The organism is Klebsiella africana (assembly GCF_020526085.1).
In the GTDB taxonomy this organism is placed as follows: Bacteria; Pseudomonadota; Gammaproteobacteria; order Enterobacterales; family Enterobacteriaceae; genus Klebsiella; species Klebsiella africana.
In genome coordinates this window covers 1369906-1386886 of record NZ_CP084874.1, presented here as the reverse complement: position 1 = coordinate 1386886, position 16981 = coordinate 1369906, and the positions used below count along the sequence as shown (strand labels likewise).

Sequence of the window (16981 nt, the reverse complement as noted above, 5' to 3'; positions counted from 1 at the left end):
TTGTCATTGCCGGATAGCAACGCGCTGGCGCCTTATCCGGCCCGAACTTTCCGGCACACCCTCCCCGTTAGATATTGCTGTCGCCCTTAAAGCTGATCGGGAAAACCTCTTCCAGATCGCCATGCGGGCGCGGGATGACATGCACTGAAACCAGCTCACCGATACGCTGAGCCGCCGCTGCCCCGGCATCCGTCGCGGCTTTGCACGCCGCGACATCACCGCGCACCATAGCGGTCACCAGGCCGCCGCCAATTTGTTTCACGCCGACCAGCTTGACGCGGGCGGCTTTGACCATGGCGTCAGAGGCCTCAATCAGTGCAACCAGGCCCCGGGTTTCAATCATTCCTAATGCTTCCATTGTGTTTTCCTCTCATAAGGGGTCCTGAACGGGACCATTCATTCAACCAGCGTGGACGAGTCGGGGAGCCGGCTCGCATCCGCCTGGCGCGGTACTGCCGCCACCAGCGCCAGTTCGATAATTTCCTCTACGCTACAGCCTCGCGAGAGGTCGTGAAGCGGTGCGGCCAGGCCCTGGATCAACGGCCCGATGGCGCGATACCCGCCCAACCGCTGGGCGATTTTGTAGCCGATGTTGCCCGCCTCCAGCGACGGGAAGACCAGCACATTGGCCCGGCCCTGCAGCGGGCTGGCGGGCGCTTTTTGCGCAGCGACGTCCGGTACGAAGGCGGCGTCAAACTGCAGCTCGCCATCGACCATCAGCTGTGGCGCCCGTTGACGCACCATCTCCGTGGCCTGCTGAACATTAGCCACACAGGGATGGCGGGCGCTGCCGTGCGTCGAGAAGGACAGCATTGCCACCCGCGGCGCTTCGCCGGTGATCGCTTGCCAGGTCTCGGCGCTGGCGATAGCGATATCCGCCAGCTGCGCCGCCGTCGGCTGCGGTACCACGCTGCAGTCGGCAAACCCCAGCGGCTGGCCGGCATACTGCGGCAGCATCAGAAACAGTGAAGAGAGCGTTTTACACCCCGGCTGCAGGCCGATCAGGCGCAGACCGGCGCGCAGCACGCTGGCGGTTGACGAGAGATTCCCGGCGATACACACCTCGGCCTGCCCGGCACTGACCATCGCCGCGGCGAACATCAGCGGGTCGGCCAGTTTGTCGACGGCGTCAGCGGGCGTTTTATCGCCGGCGCGCGCCTGCCAGGCGGCGGCAAACGCCTCGCGCATCGCCAGGTTGCTGTGCGGATCGATAACCTGCACTCCGGTCAGCGGCAGGCGCTTGCTGAGGGCGAACTGCCGCAGCGCGAAGGGGCTGGCGACGAGGATCGGATGCGCCAGGCCCTGCTGCTGCAGATAATGCGCGGCCTTCAGCACCCGAACGTCCAGCGCATCCGGGAACACCACCCTGGCGGGGGCGCGCAGGGCCAGTTTGCGGCACTGGTCAATGATCATCTTCCCCTCCCAGCTGCTGCAGTTGGCTGAGCGCCGGCGGCGAGTCCGTCACGCCCAGGATCATCATCACGTAGACCGCGCTGGAGAGACGGTTGAGCGCCTGTAGAATATCGGCACGCTGGACCGCAAATTGCGGCGTAATAAACACCTGCGCCGCGGTCACCTCCGCCTCGCGCACTTTGCCGCGCAGCAGATTGAGCAGCGCAACCTCGCGCCCATGGCGGGCCTCCGGCACCAGGTGATCGTGACCCAGGTAACGCAGCGGCTGATGGGACAGACGATGCAGCTGCCCCTCGCTGAATCCGGCTATCGACTGCGCCGCCAGCGGCTCCTCAAGCGCGTCGGCGCGCATGATGTTGCCCAGCCGTGAACGAATATCCGTCAGCCACGGTTGCCAGGGCTCCGCCAGTTCAATTTGCAGCCACACCGTCAGGGCGATGGTGCTGTCCAGCACCGCGCGAAAGGCCAGTCGCGGATCGTTTTTCGCCACCAGGATCTCGGCCGTCAGGTGGGTCAGGGTGTCCGGCTTTTTGCCCACCGGCTGGCGACAGAGCTCGCAGCAGGCCTGAGGCGGATGGTCGCTGCTGGTCAGGACATGCACCGGCTGCGGCGTCTGTTCGTCATCCTCGACAAACAAGCGCCCCTGGCGGTCGAGAAATTTGACCCGCAGATGCCGACTTTCCAGCAGTTCCCTCGCCGAGGGTGTCAGGCGAGCGTCGGCAGGAAGATGGATTTCACCGCCTTCGCTGAGCGTATGGTTCGCCCTGAGCCACGCTTCGGTAATAAAATCGTTCATAGCGATTGCCAGTTTGCCGGCCAGGCGACGTACAGGAAGCGCACCGTTGACGGGGTACCGAATTCAATACTGGAGCCTTTCGGGATGAACATGACGTCCCCCGCTTTGGCGACCAGCGTTTCCCCCTGATGGCGCACATGCAGCTCGCCCTCCAGCACCATATCGATTTCGTCGTAGTTCAGCGTCCACGGGAAGAAGGCGTTCTCCCACTGCATAAATCCGGCCGCCATGCTGCTGCCATCCTGGTCAGTCACCAGGTCCGTTAAGCCAACGCAGTGCGGTTGGGCGCCATCGAAGCGACCAAACTTCACGCTGCTGCCGTCGATCACTTTGATGCCGCCTTTGCCGGTCACTGCGTCAAACCCCGGCTGCATCGCCTCCTGTTCCAGGGACTGCTTCTCCTTCATCACCTTTTCCATCAGCTGAGCCACCAGGCTTTCGGTAAACTGGCCTTCCGGTAGCTGCGCCAGAATGGTTTCGCGGATCCGCTGGCTTTCTGTTTTGTCGCTGTCCGCCGCTGTCGCCGCCGGCGCTGGCGCCGCGCCATCGTCTTCGGTGATAGTGAATCCCAGCAGCTCGGCGACTTCGCGCGCTTCCGGGGTAATGATGCTGGCACGCAGAACGACCGACATCGTCTGTTCGCCGCGCGCGTGGGCGGCACGAATATCGTTAGCGGTAATGAGTTTCTTCACCTGGCCCTTCCTCCTTTTGGCTGAGCTCACTCAAGTAATTTTCCAAAGGTGCGACGCTTTGCGGATCGCAACCGTTGAGGGCGAAAACCGGCGCCTGGAACCCCATCCTCTCCAGCAGTTGCCGTACCGCGGCGACGTTGGCATCCGGGAGGTCTGTTTTGCTGATCGCGACGATAAGGTGCTTTCGGCTGCCAATATTCAGTAACCCGGGAGGCAGACGACATTCGGTATCATTGGCCGCATGGACATAAATCAGGATGTCCACATCCTGTAGCGTGGTAATTAAGGCGTGATACCAGCGGGGATGGCTGAAATATTCCCCAGGCGTATCGATGTCACCGCGATCGTTAAATTCCAGCGCCTGCGTTTTTCGGGCGAGGGAATAATTTCCCTGCAGGGCATTAAATAGCGTGGTTTTACCTGCGCCGACGGCGCCGACAATTGCAATACGCTTCATGGTCGCTCTCAATTAACTTTTCGTTAATTCGCACAAGGTATAATTTAATAATCGGCCTAACCCGCCGATGGTCTGCAGGAGCGCCTCCTCCACCGCGCCGACCGATCCGTATATCACCAGCGCGCCGCTAAACCGGTCGAGAAAACCGATATGAACATCGGCAGCCTTCATTGCCAGATCCCCGGCAATCATCGCCGTTTCCCCCGGTGTTAGCGTCATAATGCCGATAGCGCCGGATTCGGGAACGCCGATCTTTTTCGCAAGTTCCGCTCCCGGGTGAGCAATCAAATGCGCCAGCGTAACCTGTTTGCCTGGTACGAATTCCTGAATAATGCGTTCTTTATCCATGGCTAATTGCCCCCCTGAAATCTGTCCTTATGGTGAGGGTATTTCAGCGTGGCAAATAACAAATTTCGGCAAGTGGGTTTAAAAGGTGAAGTGGATCACTAAGAAGAGAAAATAACAGGGCGGCTAAATTAAAAAGGCAGGCTCAGCGTTTTTACCTGCCGGCCTGCCTGATATTGTGCGCGGAAAACTCTCCGCGCGTTAACGGGAAAAAAGAAGATTACAGCGGCTCGGTTTGCGCTTCGACAACCGCTAACGCCACCATATTCACAATGCGGCGCACGGAGGCAATCGGCGTCAGGATATGCACGGGCTTCGCCACCCCCATCAGCACTGGCCCGACGGTTACCCCTTCCGAACTGGAGACGCGCAGCAGGTTATAGCTGATCCGGGCAGCTTCCATATTCGGCATCACCAGAATATTGGCCGCCCCCTTCAGCGGGCTGTCCGGCATGCGATCGTTGCGGATGCTCTCCACCAGCGCGGCGTCGCCATGCATTTCGCCATCGATCATCAGCTCCGGGGCGCTCGCCTTCACCAGCTCGAGGGTTTTACGCATTTTGCTGGCTGACGGGCAGTCGGCAGAGCCAAAGTTGGAGTGCGACAGCAATGCCACTCGCGGCTCAATACCAAAGCGACGCACGCTTTCCGCCGCCATCAGGGTGATCTCCGCCAACTCTTCCGGTGATGGATCGTGATTGACATAGGTGTCGGCGATAAAGGTGTTGCCGCTCGGCAGCAGCAGCGCATTCATCGCCCCGGCGGTGCTGACGCCGTCGCGATAGCCAAACAGCGGCTGCACCACGCGGTAGTGGTCATGGTACTCGCCAATAGTCCCGCAGATCATCGCATCCGCTTCACCGCGATGAACCATGATGGCCCCAATCACCGTGGTATTGCTAATCACCGCCCGCTGCGCTTGCTCCTGGGTAATGCCGCGGCGCTTCATCAGCTGGTAGTACTCGCTCCAGTATTCTTTAAACCGCGGGTCGGATTCATTATTGACGATCTCAAAGTCAACGCCGGCCTTGATCTGCAGGCCCAGCTTCTGGATGCGCATTTCAATCACGCTCGGGCGCCCCACCAGAATAGGTTTGGCCAGTCCCAGCGATACCAGCTCCTGGGTGGCATGTAGCACCCGGGTCTCTTCCCCTTCCGCCAGCACCACGCGCTTCGGCTCTTTGCGCGCCTGGGAGAAGATAGGTTTCATAAACAGGTTGGTTTTATAGACGAACTCACTCAGCTTCTCGATATAGGCGTCAAAATCGGCAATCGGGCGCGTCGCCACACCGGAGTCCATCGCCGCCTTCGCCACCGCGGGGGCGATCTTGACGATCAGCCGCGGGTCGAATGGTTTCGGAATGATGTACTCCGGACCAAAGCTTAAATCCTGATCGCCATAGGCGGAGGCCACCACTTCGCTCTGCTCGGCATGGGCCAGCTCGGCAATCGCGTGCACCGCCGCCAGCTTCATCTCTTCATTGATTGCCGTCGCGCCGACGTCCAGCGCACCGCGGAAGATGAACGGGAAGCAAAGTACGTTGTTAACCTGGTTAGGGTAGTCGGAGCGACCGGTGCAGATGATGGCGTCATCACGGACCTGCTTCGCCAGCGGCGGCAGAATTTCCGGCTCCGGGTTGGCCAGGGCAAGGATCAGCGGCGCGCGCGCCATCTTCTTCACCATCTCCGGGGTCAGCACTTTCGGGCCAGAGCAGCCGAGGAAAATGTCGGCGCCGTTGATCACGTCATCCAGGGTGCGTTTGCCGTCGTCTTCCACCGCGTAGGCGGCTTTGGTTTCCGCCATGTTCGGCTCACGGTCCTTATAGATAACGCCTTTCGAATCGCAGACCACGATGTTGTGCTTTTGCATACCCAGCGCTACCAGCAGGTTCATACAGGCGATCGCCGCCGCACCTGCGCCGGAAACCACCATCCGCACATCGGAGAGATTCTTCTCGACAACGCGCAGGCCGTTGAGGATCGCCGCGGTGCTGATGATCGCCGTACCGTGCTGATCGTCGTGGAAAACCGGAATATTCATCCGCTCGCGCAGCTGCTGTTCGATGTAGAAACACTCCGGCGCTTTAATATCTTCCAGGTTGATACCGCCGAAGGTCGGCTCGAGGGCGGCGACGACGTTAATAAATTTGTCCGGATCCAGCTCATCGACTTCGATATCAAATACATCGATACCGGCAAATTTCTTAAACAGGACGCCTTTGCCCTCCATTACCGGCTTGCCGGCCAGCGCGCCGATATTGCCGAGCCCCAGCACTGCGGTGCCGTTGGAGACCACCGCCACCAGGTTGCCGCGAGCGGTATATTTGTAGGCCGCCAGCGGATCTTTTTCGATTTCCAGGCAGGGGGCCGCGACGCCCGGTGAGTAGGCCAGCGCCAGATCGCGCTGGGTGGCAAGAGGTTTGGTCGGCGAGACCTGGATTTTTCCGGGAACCGGAAATTCGTGGAAGTCGAGGGCGCTCTGTTTTAACTGCTCATCCATTTTCTATTCCTTTCTTTCACGTATCGTTCGTAGGGGAAAAGCGTGATGACCATCCTGTCGTTCACCTTTCAGTGGCAGACAGTATCCCTCCTGGCGGGGCGATAAACTTTGAACACCGCCAAACTCTGGTCATCGTTATGATTTAGTTGTTATCAATTTATAGTGGTTATGTTACCTGGATTCGCCGCCAATAATAGCCCTGTCTGCTATGCTTTTTGGTTATGTACCTCATCAATGTTTATACCGTATACCGGCAAGCACTCATGTAACACCTTGTTCCAGGAGGACTTATCCATGAATCAGCTAGACAGCATTAAGCAATTCACCACCGTGGTCGCCGACAGCGGCGATATCGAATCCATTCGCCACTATCAGCCGGAAGACGCCACCACCAATCCCTCCCTGCTGCTGAAGGCCGCCGGGCTGGACGCCTATAGCGGGCTCATCGACGACGCCATCGCCTGGGCCAAAAAGCAGGGTGGCGGACGCGAAGCGCTGGTGGCTCACGCCTGCGACAAGCTGGCGGTCAATTTTGGTGCCGAGATCCTCAAAAGTATTCCTGGCCGTGTCTCCACCGAGGTGGACGCCCGCCTCTCCTTCAATCGGGAGAAAAGTATCGAGAAAGCTCGCCACCTGGTGGCGCTGTATCAAGAGATGGGCATTGATAAGTCGCGGATCCTGATCAAACTGGCCTCCACCTGGGAAGGGATCCGCGCCGCCGAGGCGCTTGAAAAAGAGGGGATCCACTGCAACCTGACGCTGCTGTTTTCCTTCGCCCAGGCCCGGGCCTGCGCCGAAGCCGGGGTCTATCTGATCTCCCCTTTCGTCGGGCGTATTTATGACTGGTATCAGGCGCGTAAGCCGCTGGATCCTTACGTGGTGGAGGAAGATCCGGGGGTGAAATCGGTGCGCAATATCTATGACTACTTCAAACAGCATAAATACACCACCATCGTGATGGGCGCCAGCTTCCGCCGCACCGAACAGATCCTCGCCCTGGTCGGCTGCGACCGGCTGACCATCGCCCCGCCCTTGTTAAAAGAGCTGCAGGCCAGCGACGCCCCGGTGGTGCGCAAACTGATCCCAGCCAGCCAGATCCTGCCGCGCCCGGTACCGCTCAGCGAGGCAGAGTTCCGCTGGGAACATAATCAGGATCCGATGGCGGTCGAAAAGCTGGCGGAGGGGATCCGTCTGTTCGCCGTCGATCAACGCAAACTGGAAGATCTGCTTGCTGCCAAACTGTCACTTTAGTCTCACGGAGAAAACTATGTCCCGAAGAGAGCTTGCCAACGCCATCCGCGCCCTGAGTATGGACGCCGTGCAGAAAGCCAACTCCGGCCATCCCGGTGCGCCAATGGGGATGGCTGATATTGCCGAAGTGTTGTGGAACGATTTTCTCAAGCACAATCCGCAGAACCCTGGCTGGGTGGACCGCGACCGCTTTATCTTATCCAACGGCCACGCCTCGATGCTGCTCTACAGCCTGCTGCATCTGACCGGCTACGATCTACCGCTATCTGAACTCAAGCAGTTCCGTCAGCTGCACTCTAAAACACCGGGCCACCCGGAGCATGGCTATACCCCTGGGGTGGAAACCACCACCGGCCCGCTGGGCCAGGGGCTGGCGAACGCCGTCGGGATGGCCATCGCCGAACGCACCCTGGCGGCGCAGTTTAACCGCCCGGGGCATGAGATCATCGACCATCACACCTGGGTTTTCATGGGCGATGGCTGTCTGATGGAGGGGATCTCCCATGAGGCCTGTTCCCTGGCCGGCACGCTTGGACTGGGTAAGCTGATCGGTTTTTACGATCACAACGGCATCTCCATCGACGGCAAAACCGAAGGCTGGTTTTCCGATGATACGGCGGAACGCTTCCGCGCCTACCACTGGCACGTCATAGGCGATATCGACGGCCACGATCCGCAGGCGATCAAACAGGCGATAACGGAAGCGCAGGCGGTGAAAGATAAGCCGTCGCTGATTATCTGCCGGACCATCATCGGCTTCGGTTCGCCTAACAAAGCAGGCTCGGAGGAGTCTCACGGCGCGGCGCTGGGCGAAAAAGAGGTGGCTCTGGCCCGCCAGCAGCTGGGCTGGAAATATCCCCCCTTTGAGATCCCGAAAGAGATCTACCAGGGCTGGGATGCGCGACCGCGCGGGGAAAAAGCCGAGCACGCCTGGAATGAGAAATTCGCCGCCTACCAACAGCAGTTCCCGGAGCTAGCCGCTGAGCTGACGCGACGTATGGAGGGTGCCCTGCCGGAAGACTTTGCCGCGACCGCCCGCGACTACGTGGCGAAACTGCAGGCCGAGCCGGCGAAAATCGCCAGCCGCAAAGCCTCGCAAAACGCGCTGAACGCTTACGGCCCGCATCTCCCGGAACTGCTTGGCGGTTCGGCGGATCTTGCGCCGAGTAACCTGACCATCTGGTCTGGCTCGACATCGATTAAAGAAGATCCTGCGGGTAACTACATCCACTACGGCGTGCGCGAATTTGGCATGACCGCGGTGGCCAACGGCATCGCCCTGCACGGGGGCTTCATTCCCTATACGTCGACCTTCCTGATGTTTGTGGAATACGCCCGCAACGCCGCGCGCATGGCGGCCCTGATGAAGGCCCGGCAGATCATGGTCTATACCCATGACTCGATCGGTCTCGGGGAAGATGGCCCGACCCACCAGGCGGTGGAACAGCTGGCCAGTCTGCGCCTGACGCCCAACTTCAGCACCTGGCGCCCCTGCGACCAGGTAGAAACCGCCGTGGCCTGGCAGGCGGCCATTGCGCGCCAGACTGGGCCGACGGCGCTGATCCTGTCGCGACAAAACCTGGCGCAGATGCCGCGTACCCCGGAACAGGTGCAGGATATCGCCCGGGGAGGCTACGTGCTGAAGGATGCCGGCGGCAAACCCGATCTGATCCTCATCGCCACCGGCTCGGAAGTGGAGATCACCGTCCTGGCTGCGGAAAAACTGTTGGCCAAAGGGGTGAATGTGCGGGTGGTCTCGCTCCCCTCCACCGATGTGTTTGACGCCCAGGACGAAGCCTGGCGCGAGTCGGTGCTGCCGTCGGACGTCAGCGCGCGGGTAGCGGTCGAAGCCGGGATAGCGGACTACTGGTATAAGTATGTCGGCTTAAAAGGCAAGATCGTCGGTATGACCGGCTATGGCGAATCCGCCCCGGCGGAGCAGCTGTTCCCGTTCTTCGGCTTTACGGTCGACCATATCGTCGCCACCGCCGAACAGGTGCTTAACGGGTGATCCACAGCGTGGGCCAGGCGTCTGGCCCCTGCCAGTTATCGCACGTCGGTTGCTGCGCGTAGCGGGAGAGGCTGAACCGCTGGCCGTCAAAGCGCCAGCGGGTCTGGATCCCGCAATCGCCCGCCCCGCGACCTTTGTCCAGGGTCACCAGTTCATGGCGGCGGTCATCATAGCTGGCGTTGATCAGATCAATCTCCCGCGGCGCCTCGCCCGGCGGCTGAAACGGCAGCGTTAGCCGCACCTGACGGGCGACATACGGCCGCTGGCGGGAGACCAGCCAGGCCAGCCAGACGGTGTTGTACGCCCCGGATTCGCAGCTGGTCATTAGCAGCACTTTGTCATCCGTCAGCGCAGTGACGCGAATTTCGCGACGGAAGGGATCGAGGGAGCAGTTGCTGTTGGTCATCCGCTCATTGCCGTAGTCCATCAGATCGTTGAGCTCTTCACGCCCCAGCGGCGACTGCGCCGTTTCCGCGCTCGCCACTGCGCGCAGCGCCGGGGCCGGCGGTACGCTGAGCGGCGGCTCTTCCCCTTTGCCGACCCAGGCCGTTTCGCTGCCTACCCGCTTTTGCCGATCGTCGATAAAAAACAGGGCCGCTTTCAGCCCCTGCAGGGAGACGTTCTGCAGGCCGCTGGCCAGCGTGAGCGCTTTTCCTTCCTGAACCTGCTGGAGAAACGCGTCTATGGTCACGCTGTCGCCGGTTTTGAGGAGTTTATCTTCAATGTGCCAGTGCTTGTCGGTCAGGGACAGTGGCTTGCCATCTAATAACAGGCGCGGCGCTATCGGCGCGAGCGTCGCCACCGGATTGCCGGTGCCGCCCAGCTCGATACGCAGGCTGGCGTCAGTGACCGCCCCGGCGCTGCGACTGAGGGTCATTACCAGCCCATAATGCAGCCCCACGTTGCGGGTGACGCAGAAATTTTGATTGTTACAGGTGACCTGCCAGTCGTTGAAGCGCTGCTGCGTCGGTGCCGACCATGCCTGCGAGCAAGGCAGCACCGCCAGAAAGAGAAAAAAGATGACGCGAAAAAGCATGAACCGCCCGACCCCAGATAAACCCCACCACGGCGCCTATCCTGGACAACGGCAGCCGCTTACTCAATCGGATTTATCAGAGTTCCCGGACATCAGGCCGGAGGTTTGCAGATACTGCAGCAGAATGACCGCCTTACCGTCACGGATCTCGCCGTTGGCCACCATCTGCAGCGCCTGGCTAAAGGGCAGCTCCAGCACCTCAATGGCTTCGTCATCCACCCCGCCGCCGCTGGTGGTTCGCTGCGCGTCGCTGTACTCAGCGATAAAGAAGTGCACCACTTCGGTGACGCCCCCTGGCGACATAAACAGCTCAAACAGCTTCTTCACCTCGCCCACTTCATAACCGGTCTCTTCCACCGCCTCTTTACGAATGCAGGCCTCTGGCTCGTCGTTGTCCAGCAGCCCGGCGCAGGTTTCAATCAGCATGCCGTCATGATTACCATTGACCCAGGTAGCGACCCGGAACTGGCGCACCAGCACCACCGTCTGCTTACGGCGGTTGTACAGCAGCACGGTGGCGCCGTTGCCGCGATCGTAGACCTCGCGCTTATGGCGCACAACGCTGCCATCCGCGCGCGTCAGCTCATAGGTCATGTTGCGTAACACGAACCAGTTCTCAGAGAGGATTTTATCTTTAATGACGTGAATATTGAGTGACATACCGACCCCACAGCGTAAAAGGACGTCCACATACTACGCTGCGGGGCCGGGTTTGTCGTCAGTGAAGCGGCGTCGTTTTCACCGCCAGATAGTCAAGGATCCCCTGCGCCGCTTGGCGGCCTTCCGCCATCGCCGTCACCACCAGATCGGCGCCACGCACGGCATCGCCGCCGGCAAAGATTTTCTCCTGGCTGGTCTGGTAACGGTAACGGCTCTCCACTCCGGCCCTGATGCGTCCCTGGCTGTCCAGCGCCACACCCGCCGCCTCCAGCCAGGGCATCTGGTGCGGATGGAAACCAAAGGCCATGATCACCGCATCTGCTGGCATAACAAACTCACTGCCGGGGATCGGCGTCGGACGACGTCTTCCCCCGGCATCCGGGGCGCCCAGTTCGGTGCGCAGAAAACGCACCCCGTTCACCCGGCCAGTCTCGTCCAGCTCCAGGGTCACCGGCTGGACGTTAAACTCAAAAACCGCCCCCTCTTCACGGGCGTTTTTAACCTCTTTCTTCGAGCCCGGCATGTTGGCTTCATCCCGCCGATAGGCACAGGTCACCTGGCGGGCACCGTGGCGCAGCGCGGTGCGCACGCAGTCCATCGCCGTATCGCCGCCGCCCAGCACCACGACGTTCAGCCCGGCGGTGTTGATATAAGGCTCCTGGGCCGATGCTGCCAGCCCCATCACCTGTTTGGTGTTGGCGATGAGAAACGGCAGCGCATCGTAGACGCCGGGGGCCTCTTCATTCGGCAGCCCCGCCTTCATCGAGCGATAGGTTCCGGCGCCGACAAACACCGCGTCATAATCGGCCAGCAGCGTCGCCATGGGGATATCTTTCCCCACCTCGCAATTGAGTTCAAAGCGGATACCCATTTCGCTGAAAATGGCCCGCCGCCGGGCCAGCAGCGATTTATCCAGCTTGAAGGCCGGAATGCCGAAGGTCAGCAGACCGCCAATCTCCGGATGACGGTCATAGACTACCGGCTGTACGCCGTGGCGCACCAGCACATCGGCGCAGGCCAGCCCGGCCGGCCCGGCGCCAATAATCGCCACCCGCTTACCGCTCGGCTTAACCTGCGAGAGGTTCGGGCGCCAGCCGCTGGCCAGCGCCTGGTCGGAAATATAGCGCTCAATATTACCGATGGTGACTGACCCGCTTTCATCGCGCAGGGTGCAGGCGCCCTCACACAGGCGGTCCTGGGGACAGACCCGGCCGGTGATCTCCGGCAGGCAGTTGGTTTGATGAGACAGGGCGACCGCGGCGGCAATATCCCCTGCCTTCACCAGCTCGATCCACTGCGGAATATGGTTATGCAGCGGGCAGGTCCACTCGCAAATACTGTGCTCCCCACACGTGAGGCACCGGGTGGCCTGCTGCTGCGCTTGCGCCGGACTAAACGGCAGATAGATCTCCTCAAAGTGGCTCTTACGCACCTCCGCCGCCAGCTTGTCCGGCTCCCCGCGCGGGGGCGTCATCGCCATCTGCCTGGCCTTCGTGCCAGCATTGGGCTGGCTGCAGGGCGGCGTAGCGCGCTGCCACGGCTGCGCCTCCTGGCGCGCCGAGCGCAGACGCCGCTGCTTCGCCAGCCCGGTCAATGTCTCATCGTCGGCGAGGGTCAGCGCCTGCGCCGGACAGTTTTCCACACAGGCAGGTCCCGCTTCGCGGCCCTGGCATAAATCGCATTTCTGCGCGCTGGCCTTTACCTGGCCCGCAGCCTGCGGCGTTACCACCACCTGCATCACCCCGAACGGGCAGGCCACCATGCAGGATTTGCAACCAATGCATTTTTCCTGGCACACCTGGACGCTGTCACCGGACTGAGCAATGGCGTCGTTGGGGCAACTCCGGACGCAGGGGGCGTCTTCACAGTGGCGACAGGTGATAGCGTTACGCTGCCCCGCCGACTTGATCACGGTGATACGTGGCAAAAAGCGCTGCGGGGTCAGCACATGTTGCTCATCGTTATGCGCCATTACGCAGGCCACTTCGCAGGCCTGGCAGCCGATACATTTTCGGCTATCGCTTAGAATAAAGTGGTTCATGGCTTCCTTTTGTCTTATTGGTGAATAACCCCTTAATGCGCATGCCTACTTATTACCCGACAAGACAACGCCGGAACAATGTTCAATTGCCCAGGATAGCGTTTTTCTGGAGAGAATCCGTTTTGGATCAATTTTTTTGACTTAACTGAAATGAGGTTTCACACCGATAAGGGATAAGGTATCTGGACGCGCTGAAGAAGGAGAATGGCTGCCTGAGAGCAGGAAAGTTCGATGTTTCTTTACGATACGGCAAAAGCAACATGATAAATTACACTATCTCCTTAATTTCTCCACGATTGCCGGCGGCGCTGGCGCTACAGTGGCACAGGCTGTGCAATAACAAAAAAATGTGCATATGAGGTTTTTATTCTGATGGCGAATTTCTTTATCGATCGCCCCATTTTCGCGTGGGTGCTGGCAATCCTGTTATGCCTGACGGGCACCCTTGCCATTTTGTCGCTTCCGGTTGAACAGTATCCCGACCTGGCCCCGCCGAATGTGCGGATCACCGCCAACTATCCGGGCGCCTCCGCGCAAACCCTGGAAAATACCGTCACCCAGGTTATCGAGCAAAATATGACCGGCCTCGATAACCTGATGTATATGTCCTCTCAGAGCAGCGCCACCGGCCAGGCGACGATCACCCTTAGCTTTACCGCTGGTACCGACCCGGACGAAGCCGTACAGCAAGTTCAGAACCAGCTGCAGTCGGCGATGCGTAAACTGCCGCAGGCGGTGCAAAACCAGGGGGTGACGGTGCGCAAGACCGGTGATACCAATATCCTGACCCTCGCCTTCGTCTCCACTGACGGCAGTATGGATAAACAAGATATCGCCGACTACGTCGCCAGTAACATCCAGGACCCGCTCAGCCGTGTCAACGGCGTGGGGGATATCGACGCCTACGGCTCGCAATACTCAATGCGCATCTGGCTCGACCCGGCGAAGCTCAACAGCTACCAGATGACCACCAAGGATGTTACCGACGCCATCAGTTCGCAGAACGCCCAGATTGCCGTCGGCCAGCTTGGCGGGACGCCTTCGGTCGATAAGCAAGCGCTGAACGCCACCATCAACTCGCAATCTCTGCTGCAAACCCCGGAGCAGTTCCGCAATATCACTCTGCGCGTCAATCAGGATGGTTCAGAGGTGACGCTGGGCGATGTCGCTACCGTCGAGATGGGGGCGGAAAAGTACGACTATCTTAGCCGCTACAACCGTCAGGCCGCTTCCGGGCTCGGGATCAAACTCGCTTCCGGCGCCAATGAAATGGCCACGGCGGAGCGCGTGATCGCTCGCCTCAATGAGCTGTCGCAATTTTTCCCCCACGGTCTGGAATATAAAGTTGCCTACGAGACCACCTCCTTTGTGAAAGCCTCTATCACCGACGTGGTGAAAACCCTGCTGGAGGCGATACTGCTGGTCTTCCTCGTGATGTACCTGTTCCTGCAGAACTTCCGCGCCACCCTGATCCCGACGATCGCCGTGCCGGTGGTGCTGATGGGTACTTTCGCGGTGCTATACGCTTTTGGCTATAGCATCAATACTCTGACGATGTTCGCGATGGTGCTGGCGATCGGCCTGCTGGTGGATGACGCCATCGTGGTGGTGGAGAACGTCGAGCGCATCATGAGCGAGGAAGGGCTGTCGCCGCGCGAGGCGACCCGCAAATCGATGGGGCAAATTCAGGGCGCCCTGGTAGGGATCGCCATGGTGCTGTCGGCGGTGTTTGTGCCAATGGCCTTCTTCGGCGGCACCACCGGGGCTATCTATCGCCAGTTCTCCATCACAATCGTTGCAGCGATGGTTCTCTCGGTGCTGGTGGCGATGATCCTCACTCCAGCCCTCTGCGCCACGCTGCTCAAGCCGGTTAAGCCAGGCGAATCGCATGAGAAGAAAGGCTTCTTCGGCTGGTTCAACCGTACCTTCAACCGCAGCGCCAGCCGCTATGAAACCTTTGTCGGAAAAATCCTGCACCGCTCGCTGCGCTGGATGCTGATCTACGTCGTGCTGCTCGGCGGGATGGTGTTCTTGTTCCTGCATCTGCCGACCTCGTTCCTGCCGCTGGAAGACCGGGGAATGTTCACCACCTCGGTACAGTTGCCAAGCGGCGCCACTCAGCAGCAGACGCTGAAAGTGGTGCAGAAAGCGGAAGATTACTTCCTCAATAACGAGAAACAGAACGTCGAGTCAGTGTTCGCTACCGTTGGCTCCGGCCCCGGCGGCAACGGGCAGAACGTGGCCCGCATGTTCGTTCGTCTCAAAGACTGGGAACAGCGCGATCCGCAAACCGGCTCCTCCTTTGCCATTATTGAACGCGCCACCAAAGCGTTTAATCAGATTAACGAAGCGCGGGTTATCGCCAGCAGCCCGCCAGCAATCAGCGGCCTCGGCAGTTCGGCAGGCTTCGATATGGAGCTGGAGGATCATGCCGGGAAGGGGCACGATGCGCTGATGGCGGCGCGCGATACGCTGCTTGAGCTGGCCGGCAAAAATCCGCTGTTGACCCGCGTCCGGCATAACGGGCTCGATGACAGCCCGCAGCTGCAGGTCGATATCGATCAGCGTAAAGCGCAGGCGCTGGGCGTCTCTATCGACGACATTAACGATACGCTGCAAACCGCGTGGGGGTCGAGCTACGTTAACGACTTTATGGATCGCGGCCGGGTGAAGAAAGTTTACGTCCAGGCGGCGGCGAAATACCGGATGCTGCCTGACGATATCAATCTCTGGTACGTGCGCAACAGCAGCGGTACGATGGTGCCGTTCTCGGCTTTCGCCACCTCGCGCTGGGAGACCGGCTCGCCGCGGCTGGAGCGCTACAATGGCTACTCGGCGGTGGAGATCGTCGGTGAAGCGGCGCCGGGCATCAGTACCGGCACCGCGATGGACATGATGGAGAAGCTGGCCGCCCAGTTGCCTACCGGCTTTGGCCTTGAATGGACTGCCATGTCCTACCAGGAACGCCTCTCTGGTGCTCAGGCGCCGGCACTGTACGCGATTTCTCTGCTGGTGGTGTTCCTGTGCCTGGCGGCGCTGTACGAGAGCTGGTCGGTGCCATTCTCGGTGATGCTGGTGGTTCCGCTCGGGGTGATTGGCGCCCTGCTGGCGACCTGGATGCGCGGCCTGGAGAATGATGTCTACTTCCAGGTGGGTCTGTTAACGGTGATCGGCCTGTCGGCGAAAAACGCCATTCTGATCGTCGAGTTCGCCAATGAGCTCAACGAGAAAGGCCAGGATCTGCTCAGCGCCACGCTGTCGGCCTGCCGACAGCGCCTGCGCCCTATCCTGATGACCTCGCTGGCGTTTATCTTCGGCGTCCTGCCGATGGCAACCAGCACCGGGGCCGGTTCCGGCAGCCAGCATGCGGTCGGCACCGGGGTGATGGGCGGGATGATCTCCGCCACCGTGCTGGCGATCTTTTTCGTGCCGTTGTTCTTTGTGCTGGTGCGTCGCCGCTTTCCGCTAAAGGAGCGTCCGCAATAAGCCGTCGGGCTCTGGCATCGAGCCGTAATAACAGAAAAGGCGACCTTTGAGGTCGCCTTTTTTATGTGTTCAGAACCATGACGCGCTTATTTACGTCGCGTTATCCCCCTGCTCACATTGCGGAAATTTATTTACGAAGCATGCCTTCAATAAAATCTTTCCAGTTCCCCAGTTCACGTTCAATCATAATAGCCTCTCTTATTATTATGGTCGATTCTATATAACTTCATTGCCGGTGGGAAGTTGTGCTCCCCTATTGCTCTGATTGCCTTATGGACTGCTAACAGAGATAA

At 59.9% G+C, this 16981-nt stretch carries 14 protein-coding genes; 3 read left to right on the top strand and 11 right to left on the bottom strand.

Going from position 1 to position 16981, the window contains the following annotated elements:
- Positions 1–67: 67 nt before the first annotated feature.
- The 7 genes from eutM to maeB form a co-directional block, all read right to left on the bottom strand.
- A complete protein-coding gene (gene eutM, locus LGL98_RS06720; protein ID WP_000387720.1) occupies positions 68–358 on the bottom strand; it encodes an ethanolamine utilization microcompartment protein EutM in 291 nt (96 codons plus the stop codon).
- Between the two features lie 38 nt (positions 359–396).
- Complete coding sequence (pta, locus tag LGL98_RS06715; RefSeq protein ID WP_136029951.1) at positions 397–1413, bottom strand: phosphate acetyltransferase; 1017 nt, start codon at positions 1411–1413, stop codon at positions 397–399.
- Positions 1403–2209: an ethanolamine utilization cob(I)yrinic acid a,c-diamide adenosyltransferase EutT gene (gene eutT, locus LGL98_RS06710; protein ID WP_136029953.1), complete on the bottom strand. Its 807-nt coding sequence runs from the start codon at positions 2207–2209 to the stop codon at positions 1403–1405. Before eutT ends, pta begins: the two co-directional genes overlap by 11 nt.
- Complete coding sequence (gene eutQ, locus LGL98_RS06705; RefSeq protein ID WP_136029954.1) at positions 2206–2901, bottom strand: ethanolamine utilization acetate kinase EutQ; 696 nt, start codon at positions 2899–2901, stop codon at positions 2206–2208. Before eutQ ends, eutT begins: the two co-directional genes overlap by 4 nt.
- On the bottom strand, positions 2879–3358 hold the full coding sequence (gene eutP / locus LGL98_RS06700; protein WP_136029956.1) for an ethanolamine utilization acetate kinase EutP: 480 nt from the start codon (positions 3356–3358) through the stop codon (positions 2879–2881). The genes eutQ and eutP overlap by 23 nt, the downstream gene beginning before the upstream one ends.
- 12 nt (positions 3359–3370) lie before the next feature.
- Complete coding sequence (eutS, locus tag LGL98_RS06695) at positions 3371–3706, bottom strand: ethanolamine utilization microcompartment protein EutS (protein WP_002913729.1); 336 nt, start codon at positions 3704–3706, stop codon at positions 3371–3373.
- Between the two features lie 217 nt (positions 3707–3923).
- The gene (maeB, locus tag LGL98_RS06690; protein WP_136029958.1) at positions 3924–6203 is read right to left on the bottom strand and encodes an NADP-dependent oxaloacetate-decarboxylating malate dehydrogenase; all 2280 of its coding nucleotides are present in this window, start codon (positions 6201–6203) and stop codon (positions 3924–3926) included.
- Positions 6204–6497: 294 nt separating this feature from the next.
- Here maeB and tal point away from each other — a divergent pair, with 294 nt between their 5' ends.
- Positions 6498–7454: a transaldolase gene (gene tal, locus LGL98_RS06685; protein ID WP_136029960.1), complete on the top strand. Its 957-nt coding sequence runs from the start codon at positions 6498–6500 to the stop codon at positions 7452–7454.
- A gap of 16 nt (positions 7455–7470) precedes the next feature.
- On the top strand, positions 7471–9465 hold the full coding sequence (gene tkt / locus LGL98_RS06680) for a transketolase (RefSeq protein WP_136029962.1): 1995 nt from the start codon (positions 7471–7473) through the stop codon (positions 9463–9465).
- Here the strand turns inward: tkt and LGL98_RS06675 are convergent.
- The 3 genes from LGL98_RS06675 to aegA all read right to left on the bottom strand — a co-directional run bounded on the left by LGL98_RS06675 (position 9455) and on the right by aegA (position 13202).
- Positions 9455–10501 (bottom strand): DUF1176 domain-containing protein, encoded by a 1047-nt coding sequence (locus tag LGL98_RS06675; RefSeq protein WP_025711474.1) that lies wholly within the window; start codon positions 10499–10501, stop codon positions 9455–9457. The two genes, tkt and LGL98_RS06675, sit on opposite strands and share 11 nt — an antisense overlap.
- A 63-nt stretch (positions 10502–10564) precedes the next feature.
- Positions 10565–11161, bottom strand: coding sequence for a GDP-mannose pyrophosphatase NudK (gene nudK / locus LGL98_RS06670; protein ID WP_080896865.1), 597 nt, complete (start codon positions 11159–11161; stop codon positions 10565–10567).
- 58 nt (positions 11162–11219) lie between these two features.
- Complete coding sequence (aegA, locus tag LGL98_RS06665; protein ID WP_136029964.1) at positions 11220–13202, bottom strand: formate-dependent uric acid utilization protein AegA; 1983 nt, start codon at positions 13200–13202, stop codon at positions 11220–11222.
- A 372-nt stretch (positions 13203–13574) separates the two neighbouring features.
- On the opposite strand from aegA, the gene acrD reads away from it, so the two are divergent.
- Positions 13575–16688 carry a multidrug efflux RND transporter permease AcrD gene (acrD, locus tag LGL98_RS06660; RefSeq protein WP_136029966.1) on the top strand — a complete coding sequence of 1038 codons (3114 nt, stop codon included), beginning with the start codon at positions 13575–13577 and terminating at the stop codon, positions 16686–16688.
- Between the two features lie 127 nt (positions 16689–16815).
- Here the strand turns inward: acrD and ypfM are convergent, their stop codons facing one another.
- A complete protein-coding gene (gene ypfM, locus LGL98_RS06655; protein WP_015572204.1) occupies positions 16816–16875 on the bottom strand; it encodes a protein YpfM in 60 nt (19 codons plus the stop codon).
- Positions 16876–16981: the final 106 nt, after the last annotated feature.